The 25,704-nt window shown below is 48.8% G+C and carries 30 protein-coding genes; 3 read left to right on the top strand and 27 right to left on the bottom strand.

Going from position 1 to position 25,704, the window contains the following annotated elements; genetic code table 11:
* Positions 1 to 19: 19 nt before the first annotated feature.
* The 14 genes from H8S75_RS24955 to smpB form a co-directional block, all read right to left on the bottom strand.
* Positions 20 to 958 carry an ABC transporter permease gene (locus H8S75_RS24955; protein WP_187023843.1) on the bottom strand — a complete coding sequence of 313 codons (939 nt, stop codon included), beginning with the start codon at positions 956 to 958 and terminating at the stop codon, positions 20 to 22.
* A gap of 1 nt (position 959) precedes the next feature.
* A complete protein-coding gene (locus H8S75_RS24950) occupies positions 960 to 2,042 on the bottom strand; it encodes an ABC transporter permease (protein WP_349768981.1) in 1,083 nt (360 codons plus the stop codon).
* The gene (locus H8S75_RS24945; RefSeq protein WP_187023842.1) at positions 2,017 to 3,564 is read right to left on the bottom strand and encodes an ABC transporter ATP-binding protein; all 1,548 of its coding nucleotides are present in this window, start codon (positions 3,562 to 3,564) and stop codon (positions 2,017 to 2,019) included. Before H8S75_RS24945 ends, H8S75_RS24950 begins: the two co-directional genes overlap by 26 nt.
* A 36-nt stretch (positions 3,565 to 3,600) precedes the next feature.
* Complete coding sequence (locus tag H8S75_RS24940; RefSeq protein WP_187023841.1) at positions 3,601 to 4,722, bottom strand: BMP family lipoprotein; 1,122 nt, start codon at positions 4,720 to 4,722, stop codon at positions 3,601 to 3,603.
* Positions 4,723 to 4,764: 42 nt separating this feature from the next.
* Positions 4,765 to 5,502 (bottom strand): Crp/Fnr family transcriptional regulator, encoded by a 738-nt coding sequence (locus H8S75_RS24935; protein ID WP_187023840.1) that lies wholly within the window; start codon positions 5,500 to 5,502, stop codon positions 4,765 to 4,767.
* A 451-nt stretch (positions 5,503 to 5,953) separates the two neighbouring features.
* On the bottom strand, positions 5,954 to 6,784 hold the full coding sequence (locus tag H8S75_RS24930) for a YjjW family glycine radical enzyme activase (protein ID WP_187023839.1): 831 nt from the start codon (positions 6,782 to 6,784) through the stop codon (positions 5,954 to 5,956).
* Entirely contained in the window at positions 6,781 to 8,331 is a 1,551-nt protein-coding gene (locus H8S75_RS24925; RefSeq protein WP_432764202.1) for a YjjI family glycine radical enzyme, read from the bottom strand. Before H8S75_RS24925 ends, H8S75_RS24930 begins: the two co-directional genes overlap by 4 nt.
* A 137-nt stretch (positions 8,332 to 8,468) precedes the next feature.
* Positions 8,469 to 9,158 carry a YczE/YyaS/YitT family protein gene (locus H8S75_RS24920; protein WP_117632563.1) on the bottom strand — a complete coding sequence of 230 codons (690 nt, stop codon included), beginning with the start codon at positions 9,156 to 9,158 and terminating at the stop codon, positions 8,469 to 8,471.
* Between the two features lie 219 nt (positions 9,159 to 9,377).
* Entirely contained in the window at positions 9,378 to 10,580 is a 1,203-nt protein-coding gene (locus tag H8S75_RS24915) for an acyl-CoA reductase (RefSeq protein WP_187023838.1), read from the bottom strand.
* Positions 10,567 to 11,700 carry a LuxE/PaaK family acyltransferase gene (locus H8S75_RS24910; RefSeq protein WP_187023837.1) on the bottom strand — a complete coding sequence of 378 codons (1,134 nt, stop codon included), beginning with the start codon at positions 11,698 to 11,700 and terminating at the stop codon, positions 10,567 to 10,569. The genes H8S75_RS24915 and H8S75_RS24910 overlap by 14 nt, the downstream gene beginning before the upstream one ends.
* A gap of 18 nt (positions 11,701 to 11,718) precedes the next feature.
* Positions 11,719 to 13,515 carry a diguanylate cyclase domain-containing protein gene (locus H8S75_RS24905; protein ID WP_187023836.1) on the bottom strand — a complete coding sequence of 599 codons (1,797 nt, stop codon included), beginning with the start codon at positions 13,513 to 13,515 and terminating at the stop codon, positions 11,719 to 11,721.
* Positions 13,516 to 13,537: 22 nt separating this feature from the next.
* Positions 13,538 to 14,158 (bottom strand): metallophosphoesterase family protein, encoded by a 621-nt coding sequence (locus H8S75_RS24900; protein WP_055652951.1) that lies wholly within the window; start codon positions 14,156 to 14,158, stop codon positions 13,538 to 13,540.
* A gap of 4 nt (positions 14,159 to 14,162) precedes the next feature.
* A complete protein-coding gene (locus H8S75_RS24895) occupies positions 14,163 to 16,118 on the bottom strand; it encodes a BMP family ABC transporter substrate-binding protein (protein ID WP_187023835.1) in 1,956 nt (651 codons plus the stop codon).
* Between the two features lie 155 nt (positions 16,119 to 16,273).
* Complete coding sequence (gene smpB / locus H8S75_RS24890; RefSeq protein ID WP_187023834.1) at positions 16,274 to 16,735, bottom strand: SsrA-binding protein SmpB; 462 nt, start codon at positions 16,733 to 16,735, stop codon at positions 16,274 to 16,276.
* A 208-nt stretch (positions 16,736 to 16,943) separates the two neighbouring features.
* Between smpB and H8S75_RS24885 the strand changes: the two genes are divergently transcribed.
* Entirely contained in the window at positions 16,944 to 17,126 is a 183-nt protein-coding gene (locus H8S75_RS24885; RefSeq protein ID WP_187023833.1) for a GNAT family acetyltransferase, read from the top strand.
* 521 nt (positions 17,127 to 17,647) lie between these two features.
* On the opposite strand, the gene H8S75_RS24880 is transcribed toward H8S75_RS24885, so the two are convergent.
* Complete coding sequence (locus tag H8S75_RS24880) at positions 17,648 to 18,124, bottom strand: sporulation initiation factor Spo0A C-terminal domain-containing protein (RefSeq protein WP_187023832.1); 477 nt, start codon at positions 18,122 to 18,124, stop codon at positions 17,648 to 17,650.
* A gap of 459 nt (positions 18,125 to 18,583) precedes the next feature.
* Here H8S75_RS24880 and H8S75_RS24875 point away from each other — a divergent pair, with 459 nt between their 5' ends.
* Entirely contained in the window at positions 18,584 to 18,757 is a 174-nt protein-coding gene (locus tag H8S75_RS24875) for a hypothetical protein (protein WP_187023831.1), read from the top strand.
* Between the two features lie 2 nt (positions 18,758 to 18,759).
* On the top strand, positions 18,760 to 19,371 hold the full coding sequence (locus tag H8S75_RS24870) for an N-acetyltransferase (protein ID WP_187023830.1): 612 nt from the start codon (positions 18,760 to 18,762) through the stop codon (positions 19,369 to 19,371).
* Between the two features lie 7 nt (positions 19,372 to 19,378).
* On the opposite strand, the gene H8S75_RS24865 is transcribed toward H8S75_RS24870, so the two are convergent.
* The 12 genes from H8S75_RS24865 to H8S75_RS24810 form a co-directional block, all read right to left on the bottom strand.
* Positions 19,379 to 19,660: a hypothetical protein gene (locus tag H8S75_RS24865; protein WP_187023829.1), complete on the bottom strand. Its 282-nt coding sequence runs from the start codon at positions 19,658 to 19,660 to the stop codon at positions 19,379 to 19,381.
* Between the two features lie 100 nt (positions 19,661 to 19,760).
* Complete coding sequence (locus H8S75_RS24860; protein WP_187023828.1) at positions 19,761 to 20,510, bottom strand: peptidoglycan recognition protein family protein; 750 nt, start codon at positions 20,508 to 20,510, stop codon at positions 19,761 to 19,763.
* An 81-nt stretch (positions 20,511 to 20,591) separates the two neighbouring features.
* Positions 20,592 to 20,849 carry a phage holin family protein gene (locus tag H8S75_RS24855; RefSeq protein ID WP_187023827.1) on the bottom strand — a complete coding sequence of 86 codons (258 nt, stop codon included), beginning with the start codon at positions 20,847 to 20,849 and terminating at the stop codon, positions 20,592 to 20,594.
* A 20-nt stretch (positions 20,850 to 20,869) separates the two neighbouring features.
* Positions 20,870 to 21,139, bottom strand: coding sequence for a branched-chain amino acid ABC transporter permease (locus H8S75_RS24850; RefSeq protein ID WP_187023826.1), 270 nt, complete (start codon positions 21,137 to 21,139; stop codon positions 20,870 to 20,872).
* A gap of 126 nt (positions 21,140 to 21,265) precedes the next feature.
* Positions 21,266 to 21,646 carry a hypothetical protein gene (locus H8S75_RS24845; protein ID WP_187023825.1) on the bottom strand — a complete coding sequence of 127 codons (381 nt, stop codon included), beginning with the start codon at positions 21,644 to 21,646 and terminating at the stop codon, positions 21,266 to 21,268.
* A gap of 67 nt (positions 21,647 to 21,713) precedes the next feature.
* Entirely contained in the window at positions 21,714 to 21,902 is a 189-nt protein-coding gene (locus tag H8S75_RS24840) for a helix-turn-helix domain-containing protein (RefSeq protein WP_187023915.1), read from the bottom strand.
* Positions 21,903 to 22,105: 203 nt separating this feature from the next.
* Positions 22,106 to 22,804 (bottom strand): BRO-N domain-containing protein, encoded by a 699-nt coding sequence (locus tag H8S75_RS24835; protein WP_187023824.1) that lies wholly within the window; start codon positions 22,802 to 22,804, stop codon positions 22,106 to 22,108.
* A 78-nt stretch (positions 22,805 to 22,882) separates the two neighbouring features.
* A complete protein-coding gene (locus tag H8S75_RS24830; RefSeq protein ID WP_187023823.1) occupies positions 22,883 to 23,632 on the bottom strand; it encodes a peptidoglycan recognition protein family protein in 750 nt (249 codons plus the stop codon).
* Between the two features lie 135 nt (positions 23,633 to 23,767).
* Positions 23,768 to 24,253, bottom strand: a complete 486-nt coding sequence (locus H8S75_RS24825) for a phage holin family protein (RefSeq protein WP_187023822.1) — start codon at positions 24,251 to 24,253, stop codon at positions 23,768 to 23,770.
* Positions 24,254 to 24,367: 114 nt separating this feature from the next.
* Complete coding sequence (locus tag H8S75_RS24820; protein WP_187023821.1) at positions 24,368 to 24,748, bottom strand: hypothetical protein; 381 nt, start codon at positions 24,746 to 24,748, stop codon at positions 24,368 to 24,370.
* Between the two features lie 76 nt (positions 24,749 to 24,824).
* Positions 24,825 to 25,145, bottom strand: coding sequence for a hypothetical protein (locus H8S75_RS24815; protein ID WP_187023820.1), 321 nt, complete (start codon positions 25,143 to 25,145; stop codon positions 24,825 to 24,827).
* Positions 25,146 to 25,151: 6 nt separating this feature from the next.
* The gene (locus H8S75_RS24810) at positions 25,152 to 25,511 is read right to left on the bottom strand and encodes a DUF6864 domain-containing function (RefSeq protein ID WP_187023819.1); all 360 of its coding nucleotides are present in this window, start codon (positions 25,509 to 25,511) and stop codon (positions 25,152 to 25,154) included.
* Between the last annotated feature and the right edge of the window lie 193 nt (positions 25,512 to 25,704).

Genomic DNA, 25,704 nt, shown 5'->3' with positions numbered 1-25,704 from the left:
TTTTTGATAAATACTTTTGCTACCGCTGCTGGACGAACTTGGTGTATGGCTTGCCGCTGGCAGCGATTCCCATTGCGCTGCTGTTCTTCTTTAAGCTGACGGCAAGAACCAAAAGGCTGGCCAGATACGGAATCATCTGGATAAACTCACTGGGCACCGGATTTCCCGGGATTGTCTGCACGTAGAGCTGAATCGCGCTGAACAGTCCGAAGAACATGGACGAGGCAAAGGCCCCGATCGGCGACCAGCGTCCCATAGTAACGGCTCCCAGAGCCAGATAACCACGGCCTGCCACCATTCCCTCCTGGAATAAATTCATCTGTCCGAGGGAGAGAAACGCGCCTCCCAGCCCGCCCAGCACACCGGACAGGATCACGGAGAAATACCGGATCTTGTGAACGGATAAGCCGGCCGTCTCGGCTGCCTTCGGGTTCTCACCCACAGTGATGATCCGAAGTCCGAGGGGGGTGTATTTAAACATACAGTGAATCAGAATCAGTGCCAGAAACGCAATATACACGAAGGGGGACAAATCGGATAAAAATCCTCCCACCACCGGAATCGACGAAAGAATCGGCGTATGCTCCAGGCTCGGAACCTGCGGAGAGCTGCCCTGCTGCCCGAAGACCGCCTTCAGTCCCACACCGGAAAATCCGGTTGCCAGCAGCACCAGCGCCATGGAACTGACAGACTGGTTGCCGCCCCAGGTAATGGAGATCACCGAGTGTATCGCCGAGATTAAAACACCGACCAGTATGGCAGTCAGCACGCCGATCCACGGATTCCCTGTGAGATAGCTTCCCAGAACCGCGCCGAAGGCGCTTGCCAGCATAATTCCTTCCAGACCGATATTGACAACACCGGAGCGTTCTGAGGTGAGCCCGCCCAGGGCGGTAAGCGCGATCGGAGTTCCCATTCGCAATGTGGAAGCCAGCATAAAAATCAAGAAATTCAGCATATTATTTTCCTCCCCGCCCCTTCTTTATGTAATAACGAATCACATTTTCCGCACACAGGAATACGATTACGAGTCCCTGGATGATATCTACCATGTTTTTGGAGACGCCTACGCTGGACTGCATCATCAGAGATCCGCTGCGCATGCTTCCCATTAAAAGTGCCGTGAGAATGATCGCAAATGGATTGTTGCGCGCCATTAAGGCAACCGGGATTCCACTAAATCCATAGTTTGCAGAGAAACCGTTGATGACCTTTCCCATGGTTCCTGTTACTTCAATTCCTCCGGCAAGACCGGCTAACGCGCCGCTCATCAGCAGGGCCAGGAACATGTTGCGCTCCACGTTAATACCGTTGGTGAGGGAGGCATTTTTGTTTAATCCCACCGCACACATCTCATATCCCAATGAGGTGCGGTTTAAAAGGAAGTAGACGACCACTGCCGCTGTCAGGGCGATCACAATGCCCAGATTCAGCACATAAGGCGACGGCAGCAGCTTCGGAAGCATGGCTGTGGCCTGAATCGGTCTCGTGGCCGACGCAGCGCCCTCCGCCTTAAACGGCCCCAGGATTAAGTACTGCACCAGATACTGGCCTACATAGTTGAACATAATGGTACTGATTACGACGTTGACATTGGCCTTCTGCTTTAAGAGGGCCGGGAAAAACGCCCAGACCATGCCGGCCAGCATGGATACGATCAGAACGAAGGGAATATTTAGGATCCCCGGCATCGGAAACAGGGTTCCCGCAATGCCCGCCGCAATTGCTCCCACAAGAAGCTGTCCTTCGGCGCCAATGTTGAATACCGTACATTTATAGGCTAGAGCCACCGCAAGTCCCGTGAGCAGAAGCGGAACCGATTTCGTCAGAGACTGGGTAAATGCCATCGGTGTGCCGAAGGCGCCCTGAATCAGCGCTTTATACGCCTCGAACGGATTGTTGCCGAACAGCCAGATGATAATTCCGCCTGTTATAATTGCCAGAACCAGTGCAATCAAGGAGATCAGAAAATTAAGGCCTACCTCCCGAAACTTTGCCGGCATCTGTTTTCCTGTTTTAACCTGCTGTCCCAACTTCTGCACCTCCTTTTCCTTTTACGGATCCGAGCATCATCATTCCCAATTCCTGGCGCGTCACGCTCTGTGCGTCCACAACGTCGATGATCTCCCCCTTGAAGATAACCGCAATCCTGTCGCTGACCGAAAGAATCTCGTCCAGTTCCAGCGAGAAAAGAAGCACGCCTTTTCCCTTATCCCGCTGCTCCAGCAGTGTTTTCTGAACGAATTCCATGGCACCCACGTCCAGGCCGCGGGTGGGCTGGACCGCAATCAGCACATCCGGATCCCTGGAGGCCTCCCTTGCAATGATGATCTTCTGCTGGTTGCCTCCGGACAGCGTACCGGCGTTTACATCGACACTGGCGCAGCGGATATCGAACTGCTCCTTCATTTCCTCCGCCGTGTCGTGAATCTTCTTGAAATTCAGCCAGATTCCATTTTTCGCAAACGTTTCATGGTACTGCAGGCCCAAAATCAGATTGTTGGCAATGCTGTATTCCAGAACCAGACCGTCCCTGTGCCTGTCCTCCGGGATCAGCCCCAGTCCGTGGTCCTTTCTGTCCCGGATTTTGTCCTTTGTGATGTCTTTCCCATTCATCACAACGCTTCCGCTGTCGGGCAACAGCTTCCCGCATATGACATTTACCAGTTCCTCCTGGCCGTTGCCATCCACGCCTGCAATCCCGAGAACCTCGCCCTTTCTCAGCTCCAGATTGATTGATTTCAGTTTCTTAATTGTTTTGTCGACCGTATAGCTGACATCCCTCACCTCCAGGATGTTTTCCGCCTTCTCAAACTGGCGTCGGCTGCGCCTTCCAAGGTTTACATCACGCCCCACCATCATTCTGGTCAGCTCGGCCGAATCAGTCTCCTTTTTTTCCACGGTTCCTACGACTTTTCCCAGCCGGATCACGGTGATCCGGTCGGATATCTTCATCACCTCCGCCAGCTTATGGCTGATGAAGATTATGGTCTTTCCTTTTTCCTTCAGTTTCAGCAGGATGTCGCAGAATTCATCGATCTCCTGCGGTGTGAGCACCGCTGTCGGCTCATCGAAAATGAGGATTTCCGCTTCCCGGTAGAGCACCTTTAAAATCTCCACACGCTGCTGTTCCGTAACGGATAAATCCGCCACCTTCTTGCCCGGATCGATCTTCAGTCCATACTGCTCTGACAGCGCGCCGATCGTCTCACCGGCCTTTTTCCGGTCCACCTTCAAGGCCGTTCCGATCTCCTGTCCGACGATGATATTCTCCGTCACCGTCAGTTTTGGGATCAGCATGAAATGCTGATGAACCATTCCGATCTTATGTCTGATGGAATCCTTGGAATTGCTGAATTTAACCGGTTCCCCACGGATCAGCAGTTCCCCTTCATCGGGCTGGTACAGCCCGTATAGGATGTTCATCAGCGTTGATTTTCCCGCTCCGTTTTCTCCGGCGAGCGTATGGATCTCTCCCTCTTCAAAGCTGATCGATATATGATCATTGGCAACGATTCCCGGGAACCGTTTTGTAATCCCCTTCAGTTCAATGATGCTCCCCACTAAAGGCACCTCCGTTCTCTGATTTTCGATACGCGGCTATTTCGCATACTGGTAAGTAAAACTGTTAAACTCTTCTTCGTTGGAAGGAACCTTGATTTCTCCGGACTCTACCTTTTCACTCAGTTCGTCGACCGTGCTTTTTACATCTTCGGGGATCAGCTTTAACAGCTCTTCATTGTTTGTAAATAACAGCTTTACGCCGCCCTCCTTCAGGCCCAGGGACATCGGTACGCTCGTATCGAAGACGCCTGTCTCCTGGTATTCCTTCAGTATGGATAAAATAGCCTGGTCTGCCGGTTTTACTACGGAAGCGAGAATCTTATCCGGCATCTTGTCAAACTGTCCGTTGGCTGCGCCTAAACAGTACGTTCCTTCTCCTGCATCCTTGGCTGCATTAAAGACTCCCAGGTTACACGCGCCGGAATACGTTCCGATGATATCCGCACCCTTGTTGTACATGATCTTCGCAACCTCGCTTCCCTGTCCCACATCGGTGTAGCTGTTGGTAAATGCGGACTGAACCTCGCATTCCGGATTCACGGCCTTGACGCCTGCGGTAAATCCGAACTGATAGCGGTACTGCAGTGTCTCGCCAACGGCCATAACGGCGCCGACGTTGTTGGTCTTCGTCATCAGTCCTGAGAGCGCGCCGCCTAAGAATGCGGCTTCATTTTCACGGTAAGCAACCGACATGATGTTTCCGCCGCCGTCAATGGCTTCGGCCAGATACAGGAACTTGACCTCCGGGTTCTCAGCCGCTACTTCCAGCATTCCATCCTTATATTCGGAAGACGGTACCATGATGAAGTTGGCGCCCTGGCTGATCAGTGTGCGCAGGCTGTTTGCAGAGTCGGATATCTCCGGAACCTCCAGCGGAATTCCCTTCACGCCCAGCTCCTTCTCGGCCAGTTCCATTCCGGCGAGTACGTCATCGTTGTAGCTCTGTGTTCCAAACGCGCTGGCAATCATTCCGACCACCAGATCTGATTTCTTATCCTGTTCGCCGTCCTCGGAGGCCGCTTCCGCTTTTCCGCTTGTTTCCGTCTTTTCTGCTGCCGCAGTTCCGCCTGTCGGCTGGCCGCTCTGACATCCGGTCAGAAGTGACAGTCCCATGCCTGCCGCCAGTAATGTTGAAACGATCCTTTTGTAATGTCTCATAATCTTTTCTCCTTCTCCTCTTATATAAATTATAAATGTTAATTACATTTTTCCCAATTTTACAAGTCTGCGCTTCATCTCTTCCATCTGCGCTTCATTTACTAACAGAACGCCGCCCTTCTGTACCGATAAAAGTCCCTCGTCTTTCAAGCTGTTGATCGAACGGTACAGCGTTCTCACGCTTACGCTGAGATCCGCGGCAATCACTCCGTGGCGCTCCCTGATTATGAGCTGCCTGTCCTTTCGGCTGATCTCGCCTTCATTCCATTTGCTTTCAATGTATGCCATTAAATTGTTGGAGGCTTTTAAAAATACCAATCGGTCCATCCTCGTATGGTTTCTCTCCACCACTTTGGCGAGATCCCGAATGACCACCAGGGCCGCCTCTCCGTCCTCCCGGATTTCCTTTAAAAAGTAGTTGCAGTCAATGTAAAGGAGCAGACAGTTTTTTGCAGCAATGATCTGGGAATAGTACTCCTTATCGTTTGATACCAGCTGCGTGATCCCAATAAAAAACGGAGCGTTGACCGCCGCGAGCATATTGGTGTTTCCGTCTGTGGAAACGCGGGTGAAATGGGCCCCTCCCTTTACAACCATAATAATTGACTGAAGCTTATCCGTCGGCCGGACAATATCCTCTCCCTTCTTCACCGTCCGTATCGTGATACATGGATTTAAAAACCGGTCCAGTTCATGGGGTTTCACTGCCTGGTCCTGATTTTCTACGTATGCAACTCGAAAAAGCTCTCTCAGCTGACCAGATGTTTTTTCTGTCTTCATTTTCTGGCTTCCTTTCTGTACCTTTTTGGTCTGCATCATTATATCACAACGAACTGCTTATTTTTTCTTGCTTTCTGTAGCTTTATCATACACGCCAGTCAATTTTACTGCTATGACACATGTCATACCTAAGCTATTTTTATATTTTGTATCTTTTTTATCTCTATTTTTGTGCATTTTGTATATGTTAAATGCTATATTATGGTATAACAGGAAAATACTCCTGTTACACCAAAAGCCCTCCGGGCAGGATGTGCACTCCGGGCTAAGGATATATGGCCGCTGAAGCGACCGCGCTCCGGCGCGAGAGTCCGGCTTGCCGGACTCTTTATCCTATAAGGTAAAATCTGGAAAATAGAGATTATCAGGTTTGCATAAAGTATATAAAAAAGGAGACTTCTCCACGCATAAACTGCGAGGAAAAGTCCCCTTTTTTCTGTATATCCATGACTCATGTAAGCACAACATTCTGATATCCCATCTCGCCGGCCCATGCCGCCAGCTCCCGCATCACCCTGTCGTCAGGCTCCGATGCGCCGCTCAGCCTGCCCCTGACGCCGAAGGGCCGGAACCGGATCAGCCTGACTCTTGCTGTGACCGGGCTTCCCATGAGACCGACGATCCCTCTCAGCACTTCCTCGTAATCACTTTCCCCGGAAAGACAGACGATGCGGATCTCCTCCAATTTATTTTTCCTCCAGAGAAGCTCCAGATTTTTTTTAACAACGGCATTGTCTGCGCCCGTCAGCCTCCGGTAGACCTCTGGATCCCAGCTCTTCACGTCCAGCATCACGCCGTCGCTAAGCTCCAGCAGTTCCGGATAGAGGGAGAAATCCACCATCCCGTTGCTGTCGATGAGGCAGGACAAACCGGCTCCTTTGCAGAGGCCAAACAGCTCCTTTAAAAATTCCGGATAGAGGCAGCATTCTCCGCCGGATACCGTAATGCCGCGGATAAACGGCAGATTTCCGGATACTTCCTCATAGACTTCCTCTGCGCTCATCTCCCGGATCTTCGGAGAGGCATAATTCGGACAGACGGCTATGCACCGGTCGCAGGAAACACATTTTTTCTCATCCCATGACACCATTTTACCATTCAGGGCCAGTGCTCCCGCCGGACATCCGTCCACGCAGATACCGCATCCTGTGCATAACTTCTGCGTTTCCGGGTTATGACAATACGCGCAGGAAATATTGCAGCCCTGAAGAAACACGGCGGTCCGGCTGCCCGGGCCGTCTACCACACTGACCGGGATGATCTTATTGACCGGGGCTTTCACGCCATACGCTCCTTTCGCATCTCCAGGTGATTGGTGTCGTAATTCTTACTGCCAAGCACGGTGGTGTTCTGAAGAACGACGTCGTGGTTCCTGTATTTTTCCATCTCGCTGCGCTTCACAAGGAAGCCGGTGATCCGGACCAAATCGCTGTCGGACGCGTAGAAGCTCATGTATTTGACGCCCAACTGGAATGCCCCCTTCACAATGTCCACCAGCGCTCCCGGATTCTTCCTGGCCGTGACGGCAAAGGGGAAGATATCGCCTACTCCCGTCGGGAAGTATTCGTGGAATCTGGCGCTGTGACGCAGGTGATCCAGCAGGTTCTCCGGCTCATCTCCCACAGGAATACGCACGCCGGAGGTGATTCCCTTGTCGCTGTCTAAGCCGACCTGGGCGTGAAGAAGGAAATGGCCCTGGCCAATCTCCGAATAAACAGCCGGAAAATCCGCCGCGAATTTCCGAATGATCTCCATGATCTGCAGTCCCAGTTTATCTGCTTTTTCACTGTGTCCGTACCGATCTCCCGTGTCGGCCATCAGAGCGTTGACACATTCCGCCAGTCCGGTCACACCGAACATGCCCACGAATTTTTCCCGTTCAATCAGCCCTTCCCGCACCAGGAACGACGACTCGAAAAAGCCGGAGCGCTCCACGAGGAACTTCACCCGCTCATTCATATAGTTTCCCACCGCCTCCAGGCAGTCGGGAAGCAGCTCCTGTAAGAACTGGTCGACGGACTCCGCGCTCTTGACCAGCTCGGTCAGTGTAATCCTCGACAGCGTGTAGGCGCCGCCGCCCACCGGAAGAATGTTATAGCAGCTGGATATCCCGTATTCACAGGGGTAGGTGGTGCGGTTGTCTGCATCGTTGCAGATCGCCGGATTGGCACAGGTAAGTGAGGTTGCGACGGCCAACTCCGCATACTCATCCGGGGTGACCTCCGGATCGTACTTTAAAGTCAGGTTCGGAACGGTATTCTGAATATCCTTTTCCAGTTCCAGAATTATGCGCCCCGCTCTGGTCGGTCTCGATCCCAGATTGGCATGACAGAAGCTGTCTGTAATCGTCCTGTCCAGAAAGATCAGAAACAGCCTCAATTTTTCCTTCACCACATCGTCCGCCATTCCCTCGATAAACGGCTCGATCATGGTGTCCAGTTCTCCCAGATATACGGGAAATCCCGTGATGGAGGGCACATGATGATAGAGGATCTGAAGTCCCGTGAGAAGCTCGTCAAACGTCTTCGGAGGCTCTACCCGCAGGAATTCGCTCCCCTGTTTCACAAATTTCTTATAGTCCGGCATGATATACCTCGGGCGGTAGGGCGCATGTCCCTCAAACAAATCATTCAGAGCACCCGTCTCAAAATACTGCCTGGTCTTCTGCGGAATGTCCAGTACGGAAAGGCTGTCTTCCGCTTCCTTCGCCAGTGAAAATACCTTCTGCTCATACGTTAATTCTTTGGATGTGAGCACATCCAGTACCCGGTTCTGTTCCATATGATCCTGTCCTTTCTTAAAGCTTCCGATTGTTTTCAAATGTTCCATTGATTCGATAGGATCATTATACCATTACAAAACCGACGGTAATATGACAGGTGTCACATTATAAAGGGGATTAGCCGAAAAATGTAAACGGCCCTCCGCTTCCACAATGGGATACGAAGGACCGTTTCAGCCCGTCTCTATTTTTCCGGCACCAGGAGAATTTCCTCTTCCTCGCGCACAAAAAGCGCTCTGTGATTCCTGTCGAATTCCGTGATATGGCGGATAAAGAATTTGGAAATGCCGCCTACCAGGAAGGCAGCGGCCACTGTGCCTTCTCTGATCCCTTCCACATGTCCCAGACACAGAACGGAAAGAAGAACGGCCGTAAGGACAAGGCTCATATCAAAGCATGTCTTTACAATGCCAAAATCCCAGTTTTTCCTGCGTGATATCGCGCGGACGAGGCCTTCTCCCGGAAGAATCAGTACATCGGGCACCACCTCCAGCGCTACCCCCAGTCCCAGGGCCGCACATCCGGCGAGAAGCAGAAGAACCTTCTGTACATAGAACACCGGAGTCCAGAATGACAGCACCCACATCCAGCCGTCGATACAGGCGGAAAAGATCAGCGTAGCCGGAAGCTGCAGCAGCTGTATCTTTTTAAAACTGCGCCCCAGAACGAGGCACTCGAAAAGAAACAGGGTACTGTTTACCGCCAGTACGAAGACTCCCAGGCTGTAAGGAAAGATAAACGTCAGGACATAGGACGGACTCGTAATCGGAGACGTCCCAAGCTCCGCCTTTGTGATCATGCTGATTCCTAAAGCGGCCACAATCATTCCATACAAAAACATCCGGTACTTTTTCATTATCACGTGATGATCCATGCGCGCATCTCTCCTAAAAATTATTTTTGTCTTCTAATTTTTTTTGTTATTTTATCATAACACGAAAAAATGCACACTTCAATGGACATTGTAGCTTAACATAGTATTGAAAAATCATCACATTGCACAAAAATATTTTAGATCTCCTAAAAATTTTTTAGGTTCAAGTCACAAGGCTTTCCTTCCGCGTTTTGCCTCAAACGTCCTGCTCCGGCAGATTCACAGTGAAACGTCTGTCTCGATAATCCGGGAATACCGGATCAGCGGATACTCGCCGTCGTGGCTTCCGAACTGCTCTCCCGCCTCCTTATCCCGTCCCGTCAGAATCCTGTTTACCCCTGCTCCGGCCAGCAGCCGGACCAGCTCCGTTTCCTCTTCCTCCAGGCAGACCAGCCTCGCGGTCTGAAGCCGTCCCCGGTCCTTTCTCAGGGTCTTTAGGAGTTTCTCCCTGTTCATCGGCTTCACCCAGCAGCTGCCGTACATCAGCGACAGCTGAAGCCCCGGCTCCTCCGACAGGGTGACGCTGACGCCGCGTCCCCGGAAGATGCGTTCCCCCGTCATGGCGGACTCCAGTTCCTTCTGGTAGATCCGGATGGTGCTGCATCCCCGGAATCCCACTTCTTTATTCCCATACTCCTCATAGGAATGTTCCAGCAGCCGCAAGAAACGGCGGCTGAAATCCACGGCCTCCCGCCCCTCTGCCTCCACATAGATTCCCTGGCAGGAGCTGCACAGCAGCTGGCTGGTCCGTACCATGTGATCCGCGATGGCCTGCAGCGCTTCTCTGTTGCTGCGGCCCGCTTCGGTGACATAGGCAAAACTGATGCGGTGCCCCCACTCGATCAGCTTCGTCCCCGCGGGAGCCAGGCTCCGGATTCCCCGGATGGCCTCGTCGCCGCCCCACGTGCACACGCCGTCGGAGAGCGTTAAGAGCTTTAAGAGCCTCTCCCGATCCCCGGAGGGAATCCGAAAGGTATAGATATAGTCCGCCAGCACGGGCTCGATACGGATCAGCTCCTGAAGCAGAAACATCGAAAGCCCGTCGTCTTCGGAAGAGAGCTTCAGGAGATTGATATTGCCGGCCAGAAGGCCCTCCAGCACGCTGTAGGCTCCGATTCCGGTCATATTGCCGGCGGTCACGTGCATGAGGACGCCCAGAGGCATGAGAAAACGGTTCTGAAGGCCCAAAAGCTCTGTCTTCACCCTTCTCTCCAGCGTATCCTCCCGCAGGAAAGAAGCCGCCTGACAGATTCTCTCTCTCGTCAGAAGCTTCTCCAGCCCGCGCGCCCGGATCTCGCCGTCATACGCGCATCCGGTCAAGAGTCCGGCTAACCGGCCGCAGGCTCTCATTACCACGGTTCTGGAGAGAGGGGGCTTCTCCAGTGCGGCCGCTGTCTTTTTTTCCAGATCAATGGAATGCACTACGTCCCACCTCCTTTAACAGTTCTCCCGCACCGGCCGCGCAGGTCCGGATATCGGGGACACCGGTCCTGCCGATGATCTCCAGGTACGGCGCCTCCATTCCGCAGCCGCATTCACAGCCGCGGTGCAGGACGCCCAGATCATCGGTCAGTATGCTCACCAGAGGAATACTTTCAACCAGCGGACTGATTAGATTAACCAGTCCCGCCTTTCCATAGCCGACTGGTTCCAGCGTATCCACATCCCGGATTACGACGCGGCTGGTGGCGGGAACATGGAAATGGTGGTTCGGACAGTCACAGTATACGCCCGGATGCTCCACCGCTCCGAAAAACTCCCGGAAATGACTCTCCGGCACACCGAGATGCCTCTCACACAGCCGGTATAGTTCCGCCTTGTCCACCGTCTCTTTGTAAAACTGCTTCCAGCCGCCGCCGACCATAATCATGGAATGCCTGGGCAGGCGGAGAAAGATTTCTCTTCTCTCCATCTCCTTTAACAGGAAATAGAGGTATGCCGGAAAACCGATAATCCTCACCGGAGCCCTTCCTCCGCTATAACGCCGGAGGGCTGCCATCAGCCCCTTAAAATCGGGCCGGTATCCGTTCTTTCCCTTTTGCAGCGCATACCGCCGGCTCAGCGCCGGGGCAAACATCGTGCTGAGCCGCTGGGTCTTGCTGATCGCCGTCTGATTGTCCTTTCCGGGCGGAAACCCCAGAATCACACAGCGGACAGGACGCAGGGAAATCAGCCCGTGGCGGGCGATGACCCGGCATGCGGCGATTCCACCGAAGAAAAGACTCTTTTTGTCAAATCCAATATGGCTCTTCACTCCCTTTGTCCCCGAGGAGGTAGCCTTTACCACCATAGCGGATTCCGGCATGGAATGCAGATCGTGGTACTTAAAAAACAGGGTCGGAATGCACGGCACCTCCCCCGCATCCGTCATCCGTTTTCCATCATCCCGCGAGAATCCCCGGCTCTCCAGAATTCGCCTGTAATCTTCGCACTTTAAGAGATGGCAGTCCACATTCCTGCGGACTGCCTCCATAAAAGCTCTGTTATTCTGTTTATGATCATAGATATCCCTGCAAAAGCACAGCTTAAATCTGTAATCCATCCTTTTACTCCCGTCGTTCTATTCGGTCCACTCCGGGAACCACTGGCCTTCATTCGATATGAATCCCGCAAATACCCGGGGCTCTCCCGCGGAATTCTGAGCCACATGACCGCGGCAGTGAAGCTTGATCCACTGGCCCTTCCGGTTTCTCGCCCTGTATTCGACCTCATGGCTCACGGTCCGCCCGTCGCTGATTGCCTGGTTCGATTCCCAGAACCGTTCCCAGTCGGCCGGATGGATGATGGAGCGCCAGATATCGGCTGCATTCTGAATCACCTCACCCGGAAATGCAAACTCTTCCACCAGCTTCCTGCTGTACCGGAAGGTATTGGTCGCCATGTCGCACACGTAGAGATAGTTATCCGTACTCTCCACCAGCGCGTCATAGAGGTACTGCTGATCGTAGTCAAATGCCTCCGGCTTTAAAAGCCGCCACTGGGCCTCCGCTGCCGCCAGCACCGACTCCTTCCCCTGCTGCATGTGATACTGGCGCTTCTGCTCGTACATGCGCTCGTCCACTTCCCGCAGGATATCCGTCACACTCATGGTGTGCTCCGGCCTCAGTTCCAGAATTCCCGTACAGAAGCTCAGTTCATAAGGAATCCGGTCCTGTCTGCGGACAGCCAGCAGCCTCTCTTCCACCAGTTTGATCGTTTCAGCGGCTTCCTGCTCCGTCTTCCCTGCAAACGTTATGAGAAATTCATCTCCGCTTAAGCGGCATGCGAAGTCCTCCTCGGTCAGAACGCTCTTCACCGAGTTGGCAATGATCCGCAGAAGGTTGTCCCCCTCCCGGTGTCCGAACGTATCATTGACTTTCTTCAGTGAATTGACGTCATACATACAGACCGTCAGAATCGTCTCCTGATGTCTCGCCGTATTCAGCATCTCTGCCAGCCGGTTCTTCCCGCCTCTCCGGTTGAGAAGGCCGGTCAGATCATCCGTGCTGGCCTCCTTCGACAGCTTTTTGGAAGCCGTAATGTCCAGAGAATGCTGAAAATGAACGGTGGAGCCGTCTGTCCATTTCATCAGGCTGTCGTAGTTATCGTAGTAGCGGCCCGTCAGAGTGTTAAACTCCTCCCACCGCCGGTAAACGCCTTCCTCCCCGGACTCCGCCAGCCTCTGTACCGGACAGCCGGGGCATCTTCCCCTGCTTCCCTTCTGAAGAATCTGCCAGCATACCTTGCCCACCGGATTCTCCAGGCCAAACGCTTCCTGCATCGTTTTATTCATGAACAGAATCCGGTCCGTATGGATATCGGTCACATACAGATTCGCCTGCATGCGGCCCATCATGGTATTGTATACCCAGTTCTGCAGCATATAGTCTTCATACAGGTTCTTATTGGCAAATGTCACCGCGATAATGGACAGCAGGAACCGGAGTATGGGCAGCTCCCGGTCCGTCCAGTCTCCCTCCCCGGATTTTTTTCCAAATACCGCAAATCCCACAAACCGTATATTATTGCAGATCGGCAGAATCGTCAGATAACCTCCCGGCACTGTAAAAGGTGTGAGCGCCTTTAAAAAGGCCTCCAGCTCCTCACCGGAAAGCTTCTCCCGCATATTCCAGCTTTCCACCAGCTGGGGAAGCCACTGTCTCATGACCGCCTCCGCACCGGTGTCCTCGCCTTTTCTGCTTCTCCAGGAACCAACCTCCTTATAACGCATCTGATTGTCCAGACGGACTAAAAGTACCGAATCGGCGTGCATCAGATGATTGATATAGTCAGCCAGATTCTCCGCAGTTTCCTGCACAGAGTTGGCATCCATCAACAGCGTCTGAACAGAAAGTTCAGGCCGGTAAAAAACCTCCATGGGATCTCCCCCCTTTCCGGAATTATTGTGCCGCTTGTTCTCCGTTTTCCGGATAATCAAAGATATAATACTCGTATGCGTTGACTACTCTGGTTTTCCCGTATGTATCCTCGCGTTTGAACCCTCCGCCGTAGTTGGCGTGAACATGGCCGTGAATAAAATACTTCGGCATATACTTGTCCATCAGATCCTTAAAGCATTCAAACCCCTGGTGGGGCAGATCCTGCATATCGTTAATCTGATATGCAGGCGCGTGAGACACCAGAATGTCAAAACCTTTGTTCTTCTTTAACTTCCACCAGAGCTTTTTAATTCTCCGCTCCATCCTTCTTTCTGTATACTGGTTGTCGGCTCCCGGAATATACTCCATGGAACCTCCCAGGCCCAGAATCCGCACGCCGCGGAACACAAAGATGTCATCCTCGATGCAGACACAGCCTTCCGGCGGCCGCTCCTCGTAATGCCCGTCGTGATTGCCTTTCACATACAGAAGCGGCGCATGGGAGAAGGTGGCAAAAAAAGTCAGATAGGAGGCCTTCAAATCCCCACATGATATAATTAAGTCCACCCCTTTGATCTTCTCGGGTGAGAAGTACTCGTAAAGGGATTTTGACTCCTCATCAGCCAGTACCAGAATCTTCAAACTATTATTCCTCCATCACCGCATTGTCGTATATCGTCAGTCCCTGCAGCCTTACCAGAGACTGTGCTTCCTCCGTGAGCTCATCGAACTCAGGAAGCTTACCCACCACGTTTTCAGCCAGCCAGTTCATCGTGATGATCTCTTCGGGAGAAAGCCTCTGCTCCTCCTCGCACTGAACCGTTCCATCCTGGGAATAGATCGTTCCCACAAACGGCTGGAAGCTTCCGCTCCGGATCGAGTTCTTCAGAAACGTGATCAGCCGGTTGGTGCCGTGCGGCAGATTCTGAGAACAGATGACGTCGATGACATCGGCGGACATACCCCACCAGTAGTTGATGGCCTGCTTTCCCTTCATCTCCTTTACATCAGAGCCGCCGCGGCAGGTGGTATTTACGATTTTCTCGTAGAATTTGCCCCAGTGCCAGATCGGCGTCGCCAGATTCCGGAGTTCTCCATCCGCTTCTATTTTATACAAACCGTATTCTCTCGATGCGGTCTTGGGCGTAATCATGTCTTCCCCGGAGATGAACGTGATTCCTTCCTTCTCCAGTTCCTCGCGGGCACTCCTGTCTTTTACCCTCGCCCACTCCAGATGAACCTTGACATAGGGATTAATCATACGCGCACCGAGTGCAAAGGCGTTGATATTGGCGATCGTTCCGTAGATCGGATAGTCAGCAATATACCCCAGCTTATCGCACTGCGCCATGGAAGCGGCCAGCGCGCCCATTAAGAATTTCGACTCGTACATTCTGGCATAGTAGGTGCAGACAGAGGAGTACGACATGTTGACGGAACAGTTGAAAATCTTTACCTCCGGGTGCTCGATAGCCGCCTTGACGCTTAAACCGATCATCTGGGAGGCCGTCGTAAAGATCATGTTGCATCTGGCCGCGATCGCCAGATCGATGGCGCCCGCAATCTCCGCATCCGTATCGGCCTCAAAGAATGCGACCGTCTTTAACCGCCCCTCAAAGGCCTGCTCCAGGTACATACGCCCCAGCTCATGGCCATAGGTCCAGCTGGAGGTCTCCGCGGTCTTCGCGTGAATAAATGCGATCTTCAGCATCTCCGGCTCAATGTTCTGGGATGGGCGGAGCCAGTTGATGATCTTTAACGGGCTGTTATCCAGCTCTTCCACCTCCTCCGGCTGCTCTACCAGGGCGATCTTGCTGCCTCTGGAGGTCAGGAGAAGTTCATCCTTAATCTTCGTCAAATCCTTTGTGATCTCGCCCTCTGTCTTCAGCTTCACCACATCGTAGCCGAACAACTCGACATAGACAAGGAAGGCATCAGAACACGTCATCTCATAGGAATTTCCTCCAAATGCGCCAAACGCCTTGGAAAACTGGTCATAGGCGGATTTAAAATAGATCCTGTCATCCTCACTCCACACCTCTTCCGGTGCCTTTCCCATGGCCTTTAACAGGCGGTCGTAGCTGCCCTCCTGGCTGAACCAGACATCACAGTTAAAGGAGACCTGATAAAACTCCAGGAATTCATAATAGAGGCGGTTGTCGAGGTCATCCGTTCTCTTGGGGATCAGGCGCGTCACCGAAGCCGTAATGCTGAACGCGCCCACATATTTGAGCACGCTGACACGCTTGTTGCCCTCCTGTACATAGTACTGGTTCATGAACTCATACGCAACGATGGGGTCATGAATCCCTTCTTCTATCTGATGGTCGTATAAATACGCCCATTTTGCTCCAAACTCCGATTTTTCTGCCAGCAGAGGCATAAAATTATTGGCAAAGGCACTGGTTCTGCCTTTTGTTTTCGTTCCCACGATCTTATCAAGCGGGACGTCCATGAGTCCCAGATTCACTTCTGAAATGATATCTGTGTAGGAAAGTATGTCATCCAGCACCGGAAGATAAGGATACTCTCCCTTTGCCACGGAAACCTGATACTGTTTTCTTCCTTTTTTCAAAGCACCTGAATAGTCATAAAGCGCCATAACCGATTCTCCTCTCAGTTTTCCTCTTATTGTATGTTCGTCTTCTACAGTATACCACAAACAATAAATTCGTGAAAGACTAAAGACGCCGTCCGCACCCCCAAAAGCCACGGTTTTCTCCCGTGGGCTCTTCAGGACGCAGACTGCGTCTCATATTATAGGTTTCTTATCTTGAAATCACGTTCCAATTCCCGTTTCTGATCCTTTTTTGCGATATCTTCCCTCTTGTCGTAGAGCTTCTTACCGCGGGCCAGGCCGATCTCCAGCTTCACCAGGCTGCCCTTAAAGTAAACCTGGAGAGGCACGATGGTATAGCCCTTGATCGCGATCTTGGAATCCAGCTTGCTGATCTCCGCCCGGTGCATCAGCAGCTTCCTCGGTCTTAAGGGATCTTTATTGAAGATATTTCCCTTTTCATATGGATTGATGTTCATGCCGTATACCCATACTTCTCCCTTGTCGATTCTCACAAAGGCTTCCTTGATGCTGCATTTGCCCATCCGGATGGACTTCACTTCCGTGCCGGCCAGCTCTATGCCGGTCTCGTATTTCTCATCAATAAAATAATCATGGTATGCCTTTTTGTTGTTGGCAACCAGTTTAATACATTCTTTCAAATCAACAAACCCCCTCTTTGTATTCTCGTCCTGACTTTATCATATAGTACTACATTGTTTCTTTCAAGTAAAGGTATAAAATTAATTGAGTATTAAGATGGTTTGCAAAAGGCGCCCTTTCTTAAATATCTGTAAACCATTCAATAGTGAATTTCCGCCAAAATTATATGCGGCAGAATATTTAACAAAAAAATATGGGAGGTGAAAGATGAATCGAACAGACGAATTATTTTTTGAGATGATTGTGACATATCAGCGACACGCCCAGGCCGTCAGAAACGCAAAGTATCAGGAGACTCGCGAGATGGCCGAGATACTCCTCAACATGGATATTTCTGCCATGTGGTTCTTAACACAGCGCACACCAGACACCAGAAGCCGACTGGTATAACGTTGTACGATGCACATATAAAAGTCGTCCAGGTATGGGGATTGGGATATACCTAGACGACCTAAGAGAAGGGTTGACAAAAGAATTATATCACTATATACAAATAAATCAACACCATTTTATACTTTATTGTAATTTTACACAAAATGCGGCCTGCCAATACAGCTAAGCCGCAAATTAGAAAAGCAAAATCGAGCGTATTATATCACATACATATAGTTTTGTAAAGGACTTTTTAGGTTGCGTCAATGATCATTAACACATTTCTATATTCAACATATAATGATAGTGCAGGTGGAGATATGATGTATACCTTAATTTAAGGTTTCAACAACGGTGGGCGGCTGTGTGAACTGTCATTTTATGATTTTTATCCTTTGTAAAATCCACCGCATTAAGCCGATTGGATGTGTATAACAATCTGATATAGCCCCGGAGAAATCCGGGGCTTTTTACAGAACCATATCTAATCTTGCTATTATATAGTTTCAGGCGGCCCGCATGGACCGCCCTTTTGCTGTTTATTTATTTCCTCTATACTCTTTTATAAATTTCCATATCAGATCATGCATCCACATTATTGTTTCTTCCAGCCTTCTGTTTTCTTCTTCCAGTTTTATCAGCCGTTCCTTGTAATCCTCAGCTACTTTGCATTTCTGACACGGTGCATCTGATAAAATGTAATGCAATAATATTTCCAAAAACTTAGCATTTGTAGGTCTTTTCTCAAATACCTCTCCATTCAAATCGTTTATAAATAATTCCTTACCCCCATTTTTCCATACCACCTCTGCAATTGTTCTGATATCACGCTCAACACAGTTTACCCCTGTTTTATACCTTTTCGCTACATCTGGGTATATGCTTTTTGTTATGTAGTTTAGACGGTCAGGAGATTCCATCGCCAGTTCCAGGCTATAGATGCAATATTGAAATCCCTTATATTTATTTCCAACACCCAAATCCCATAAAGCTTCCTTAATTTTTCTGTTGTTCATCGCATAAACCTCCTGCATCTTTACTAACTTAAGGATAAATTGGAATAATATGGAAATCAATCGTCAAACCACTACATTTATCGACATTATTTTTGCTATTATCCAGCCAGCCCCGGCCAGCGTAGCGCCCCATCATAACCAGGCGTTAGTACCACTGCCACCACACCACAAGATTCTTATGTTTTGTTATCACATCAGTTAATTCTCGAATGTATGTTCGTTTAATTATCTAATACTATTATATTTCCTCATTTTGCTGTAAAATCAATAAAAATTAATATAAATTTCTCATTTTGTCAATATTTAACCGTTGACTTCTCGCTAAAACACGTTATAATGAAATTACATAAGGTTTCTTATAGTTGTGTATTGTATCATATAATGCAATTACACACGATTTTGTGTTATCTAACATAAGATAATAGCAACAGTGCCAACAATATTCGGGAGGTGATACGTATGGCAACGAAAAGCATTCTTAAAGATGTCTCTATTAAAGAACAGCGTCTTGCTCATACATTTTTGGAGGCAATGGATTATGCTAAAAACATGAGTTATGAGCAAGTGCAGATCAGCAGAAAATGTTCAGAACTAACAGGAGATAAAATCAAAGAATTCTTTGATGTACAATAACTATGGCAGAGTTTGTTCAAATTAAACTAAACGATATGATATCTAAACTGGGAGAGAATGAAGTAAAATCTATTCTCTCCTCTTTTGTGTGCCCTGTTAATAAAGATGTGGAGACATTTATAAAATATAAAGCCATTGAATTTTCAAAACAATATCTATCACGTACAACTTTAGTATATTGGAAGTCCGATGACGGAAGAGAAAAGTGCTGGGTCGGCTATTATACCATAGCATCAAAGCATATTCGGGTATCGAAAGATTCCATCAGCAATACAACCGCAAAGCGAATGGGAAACCATGGTTCGTTTAATCCAGCTACAAAGGAATACATAGTCCCAGCCCCATTAATAGCGCAACTCGGTAAAAACTTTGCAGATGGAAATAATTATTTAATTTCAGGATCCGATTTGCTTCAAATGGCAACTACTAAAGTTAGAGAAATTCAGAATGAAATTGGTGGAAGATTCGTATATTTAGAATGTGAAGAAAAGTGTAAACTGCTGGATTTTTACAAAGCAAATGGCTTTACCGTTTTTGGGAAAAGAACATTGGACAGAGACGAAACAGATTTGGACGGAGAATATTTAATCCAATTATTAAAATATTTAAAATAAAAAGCAATTAGGCGGCCCATATGGACCGCCTTTTTTTGTATCTATCATTAGCAACCACAGTTATCCTGCCTGCAAAAAACATTATTACAGCCGTCTCTAAATCCGGCCTCATAAGCTTCTTTTCTTTCTCTTGCACATGGATCAAAACAGCAATTATTATTGTTATTGCTGCAGCTGCAATTCCAATTATTATTGCAATTATTATCACAGGGATTGCTGCATACGCATCTGCAGCAATTATTGCAGCAATTATTACAGCAATTATTTCTACAACCACGCCAGTTACCACAGAGACATCTACATATATTACACATGATTTATTTCCTCTTTTATATATGATCAATTATAGTTTATTATATGCAAAGAGGGGACAAAGGTGACAAGTATGACTATTCTGTCCACTGTACCTCAAGATTGCCCTGACTGAGATTATTCGTAACCAGTAACGCCCCATACGTTGCCAAATCAGCCTTAGATGGATTGAGCATGTACGCAAGACCGCCAATCACAGCGTATCCAGTAACCATGTTTCCGGCATCGTCTACGTAAAACCACTTATTCTTATATTTCACCCAACGGCTCTTCTGCAGCTCACCATTGATTGTAAAGTACCAGTTCCCAGCACCGTCTTCAAAACTCTTCACTTCATCTTCCTGGCCGCGGATCCGCAGGCAGAAGTCCGTCCATAACTCCGGATTGTCCATCATCTTACGAGGGCACCATTTGCGTTTGGCGTCGTAATGCCGGATCACCCGATCGGCAGGGATCCCCGTCTCCTGGATCAGATGTTTCACCAAATCCACGCAGTTAAGCCGGGCCTTGTCGTAGTTACTGTCAGGATTAACGCATATTTCAATGTTGATCGTATTGTTATTGTTGACTCCGGCCACCAGCGGCGTACCGTACTGCTTCCCTACCGCCCATGCTCCGTCCGTGTGGTTGAGTGTCTGGTAGATCGCTACATCATCAACATAATAATGAACCGATGTAGACAGATTGCCGTTGTTGTGTGCCCTGGAATGCGCTGTAGCACCTGCTCCGCGGTTAAAATTGTCCGTCTCATGGATTACGATGTACTTTGGGTGATTCTGACTTGCATAGCAATTGATCTGCTTGATCTGTTTCGTAATAGGTATCATAAATCCTCCTTAAAGAAAAGGGCCCGGAATTCCAGGCCCTAAAAAGTTGTGATATTGCAACCGTTGCGATCTAGCAACAGCTTATTTTGTCAGCTGCTTGTACGCCTGGTTGATACCGGTAGCCGCAAGCCCCGATACAGCTCCAACCGCCGCCGCGTTGATGATGTCCGCCGCCGGGAAGTCGGGCATCGTGTACATGCCTGCAACGCCCAGGATTGCCCCAATAACGCCACACACTACCGGCAGCCACTTATTGTCTACCGCCGTCGCTTTCGCCGCCATAGCGGCCAGATAGCACAGCGCTGTGATACCTGCAACACACGCAATTCCTAAATCCATAATGATCCCTCTCTTTCCGCTCACTCATGAGCCTGTTGATTGATATGCTTCTCTATCTTGTTAATGGCTTCTGTCACCGGACCATTGCAGCCCTGTTCCTTCATTCCCTTCAAACAGGCCAGAACCCCGTAAACAAGAAGGCACTGTTCGTCTTTGATATTTTTAATTTCCCGATCCTGCTGTCCTTGTCTAAGATACCATCTATAAACAGCGAAGAGTGCTGAAAATATAACAACCAACGCGGTAATCACACTGGCTGTCGTAATGATTGTGTTTGTAGTTATGTACATGCCATTCTCCCGTCAGTTATTCCGGATTTTCTTTCAACCACGATTCTGTTTTCGGCCTCCAAAAGTTGGGTACATCATCGATTGTAATAATACAATGTCTAATCCGCGTTCCGTAAAATGCTCCCATTAAATCATACCTCCTTCTGCTAGTGTTCCAACCACTTCACCAAGATCATTAATTGCCCCGTCCTGTACCGCCTTTCCTTCCTCCAGGGCGTCCAGGCGCTTTTCCTCGTCGTTTTTCTCACGTAGATTATACGTTGTAAGCACCGTACCATCTGCGGCCACCATGGACGTTTCAGACACAAGTACAAGGTTAGTATAATTGCCTACCACTAACCCATCACCATTCTTAATCTGCACTGCTGTGAGATTGTCAGGAGTCAATACCTCCCATGTTGCCACCATAGCCGCCCGATCAGCCGCCGCCACCTGTAAGGCTCCCAGGCTTGCGCCTGCCTCCAGTTCAATAATAGTTCCATTTTTTAAGATCATAGTGTCCTTCATATACGGACTCCTTTCTCCCTTTTCGGGTATAAAAATAAGAGCCTTTCAGCTCTGATTAACGAGTTTCTTATTCATTTAAATAGTCTATAGATATATGAAGACATTCTGCAATACTAAGTATTGTATTAATCGACATTCCACATGTCCCTCGCTCGATATCTTGATAGTACTTATATGACCGTTCAATCTTCTCAGCCACTTCTTCCTGGGTCAATCCCATTATTATCCGTTGTCTCCTAATTCTTTTTCCCACCATCATCGGATCATATCTTTTCAACTATTTTCCCTCTTTTACAGTAAAGCATAAAATACTGATTACAATTTATATATCAAAGCACAGTAGTAGTATGGCTTCAATTACAAATTTTATAACATACAGATCATGTTTTCAGGCGGCCCAAGCGGACCGCCCTTTTCTTACCACTCAAACTGGCAGCGGAATGTTCTGCCGTGAGATTCCTACAGCGCTTCGATAAACTTTTTCACGCCCTGATATATCTCCTTGTACGGCAGCCCCTCCGCCATCAGCGTAGCCAGATGCAGCCCCACCACCGTTTCCATTGATTTTAAGTGCATCAGCGTCCTCTGGTATGCCTTGTCCCTCCCGCCGCTCTCTATGCCTAATCTGCGGTTTATGAGCTTGGTCAGCGACACATAATATCTGTCTGCGTGCTGGCTGCCCTGTGCCCTCGCATACTCCACGAATAACTTGATCTGATCCGTCTCGGCCTTGCGTACCTCTTTGGTCTCACGACGGATTCCCAGCCACTTCTCGTCTTTCTCGGAAGCGATGTAGTAACCGTTCTTTTTGATGGACTGAATAACATCATAAACCCAATCATAAAAATCCCCAGCAACCTTTTGCCTGGAATACCTACAGATTTCGTATATTCCTTTTTCGGGATACATATAGGCTCTTTCGCCATTCCTGTAATGTGGATTTGACCCCTGCAAACTGAGGGGGTCAACTTTTACGCTCATGGTGTCAAGTCGGTCATGGTGTCTGTTATGTATGTCTTCTATACCTTTGCTCGGATTTTTATACTTCAAGGCGTATCCTATCTGGGTTCTGCTCATAAAGATATCACCGGTTTCATTTACATAAAAATCACACTTCGTTCCTAAAAAGTCTCCCTGTTTAACAAGTCTTAGTTTCATAAAATATACCTTCCTTTCAATTTAAAAAGCCCCAGGATTCCTCCCAGAGCTTCAGTCACATCATTATTCTGTTGTTTGCTATTCCACCCACTGCACCTCAAGATTGCCCTGTGCAAGGTTATTCGTTACCATCAGCGCCCCATATGTCTCCATATCAGCCTTTGATGGGTTAAGCACATAGGCCAGGCCGCCAATCACAGTGTATCCAGTAACCATGTTCCCGTAATCGTCCACGTAGAACCACTTATTCTTATATTTCACCCAGCGGTTTTTCTGCAACTCGCCATTAATCGTAAAATGCCAGTTCCCGGTGCCGTCCTCGAAGCTCTTCACCTCGTCCGCCTGTCCGCGAATCCTCAGGCAGAAGTCCGTCCATAACTCCGGGCTGTCCATCATCTTACGCGGACACCATTTACGCTTTGCATCGTAATGCCGGATCACCCGATCGGCGGGGATCCCCGTCTCCTGAATCAGGTGCCGTACCAGGTCTACACAGTTAAGCCGCGCTTTGTCGTAGTTGCTGTCCGGATTAACGCAGATCTCGATATTGATCGTGTTGTTGTTATTGACTCCAGCCACCAGCGGCGTGCCGTACTGCTTGCCGACAGCCCATGCTCCGTCTGTATGGTTGAGTGTCTGGTAGATTGCTACATCATCAACGTAATAATGAACCGATGTAGCCAGATTGCAATTATTATGCGCCCTGGAATGAGCGGCAGCCCCGGCGCCACGGTTAAAATTGTCAGTCTCATGGATTACAATGTACTTTGGGTGATTCTGACTTGCATAGCAATTAATCTGTTTGATCTGTTTCGTAATAGGTAACATAATCGTCCTCCTTCAAAAAGAAAAGGGCCCGGAATCCCAGGCCCAGAAAAAGTTGTGATATTACAACCGTTGCGATATCGCAACAGCTCCGGCTCTAACCCTGCCGGCCGGGAGATACGCGGATCATCTCCGGCGTTAACGGCCGCCTCCCTGATAATCTGTATTGTCGATCTTATCCTTAAGTACAGATATATATTTTAATAGCCATTCAGGCACGTCAGCGCCCATTCTGCCGGCGTTTTCGATGATGGACAGCAACTCATTAAGCAGATACCAAACGGCCACTAAAAGCCCGAAAAACGTGCTTGCAGGCATAGTCATGCCCAGTGTACCGGATACCGTAGTAAACACATAATCAACTATCATAGCCACGGCAATCACGCATAGATATCCAACCTTTTTAATGATTCCCTTCGCGCCTTTCTTGCTGCTCCACCCATAAGTGGGATCTTCGGGGTAATCCATTGCTTCCCGCTTGCTTGCCAACATGCCGGTTACGTAGTCCACAATCATCATTGTAGCTAGCGCACAGAGTACCGGAAAAAGAATTCCCAACTTGTCACTTAAGAAGGCAACGGCTGCCGCCATTGCCCCCTGAATCGCAATATATGCTTTTCTCATCTTACACCTCCGGATTGTCCTTCAACCATTTTTCTGTTTTGGCCCTCCAAAAATTAGGGATCTCATCAATCGTAATAACACCGCGCCTGATCCGCAGCCCGTAAAATGCCCCCATTATACTGCACCTCCTTCAGCCAGCGTTCCCACGGCCGCGCCAAGATCATTAATAGCACCGTCCTGTACTGCCATGCCTGCCTCCAGTGCGTCCAGACGCTTTTCCTCCGGTGTTTTCTCGCGGAGGCTATACGTCGTTAACACTGTGCCGTCAGCGGCCACCACGGAGGTCTCAGACACAAGCACGAGGTCAGCATAATTACCTACCACTACCCCATCACCATTCTTAACCTGCACCGCCGCGAGATTGTCAAGCGTCAGCGCCTCCCAGGTGGCAACCATGGCCGCACGATCTGCGGCCGCTACCTGTAATGCGCTCAGGCTGGCGCCGGCCTCCAGTTCAATAATTGTTCCATTCTTCAAAATCATAGTGTCTTTCATATTAAACTCCTTCCTGCCTTTTCGGCAATAAAAAACCAACTACCGATTAATGATAGTTGGTTTTAATTTATTTTTTTTACTCTTTGCCTTTTCCGAACAAATACCCTATTGTTGCTGCTACTATTGGAATAATTTTATCCCAATAATTAGACTGATTAATAATTAATCCTATAACTAATAATAACACACAAATTATTAATGCAATATTCATAGCAGCATTAGCAGGTTTGATTCCAAATAATCGTCCCATTAAACCCCCTTCTTTCTGCCTGTTTGTATTCATACTTGATATCGCAAATTTCTGCGTTGATTCACTTAAATCGTTAAACCCATCTAAGCTTATCAGGGTGGCTACGGTTTCATCAGAAACAGGTCTATGACTTAATCCATCTCCCATATTTTCCTACCCCTCCATATACACAGTATATTCAACTTTTCGCGTATCTGCATTCTCAGATAGAATATATATCCAGAAATGTATGAATACTTTCTTTCCGCCTACCGTTGCTAATTCAACCGGTTCGGTTGTGCCTGCGCCAAGACGATCAAAGTTGATACATTTTAAAGTGACTGTCTGATTTTCTTCATTTGTGATTTTTTCAAGGTCTCTTTCACCTTCTCCATTATTTTCAAAATTAAAAATAACAGTAAATGCAAAAACCAAACTCGGCTGTAACTTAATTTTCAAATCAGATTGTGAATCATAAAGTATTACCGAGTTCGTTTCTATAACCCTATAACTTCCGGATGTTAATTCTCCCATAGTTCTCCTCCATCTTTTTCTTTAATCATATAACATATCAGAAAAAAATGGAAGCAGGTTTCTTGTTCGTGTAAATAGTGATTTAGCTGGTAAGGCTGATATCAACACACTGCCAAAGACGGTACATACCTCAATTACTGGTACTGGATCTGATTATTATGATATATCTTGTCCTGGCATTAAATACGGTGCC

This window comes from Hungatella hominis (assembly GCF_014288005.1).
In the GTDB taxonomy this organism is placed as follows: domain Bacteria; phylum Bacillota; class Clostridia; order Lachnospirales; family Lachnospiraceae; genus Hungatella; species Hungatella effluvii.
Note: the sequence above shows the minus strand (reverse complement) of the source record. Positions and strands in the feature narration are given on the sequence as shown.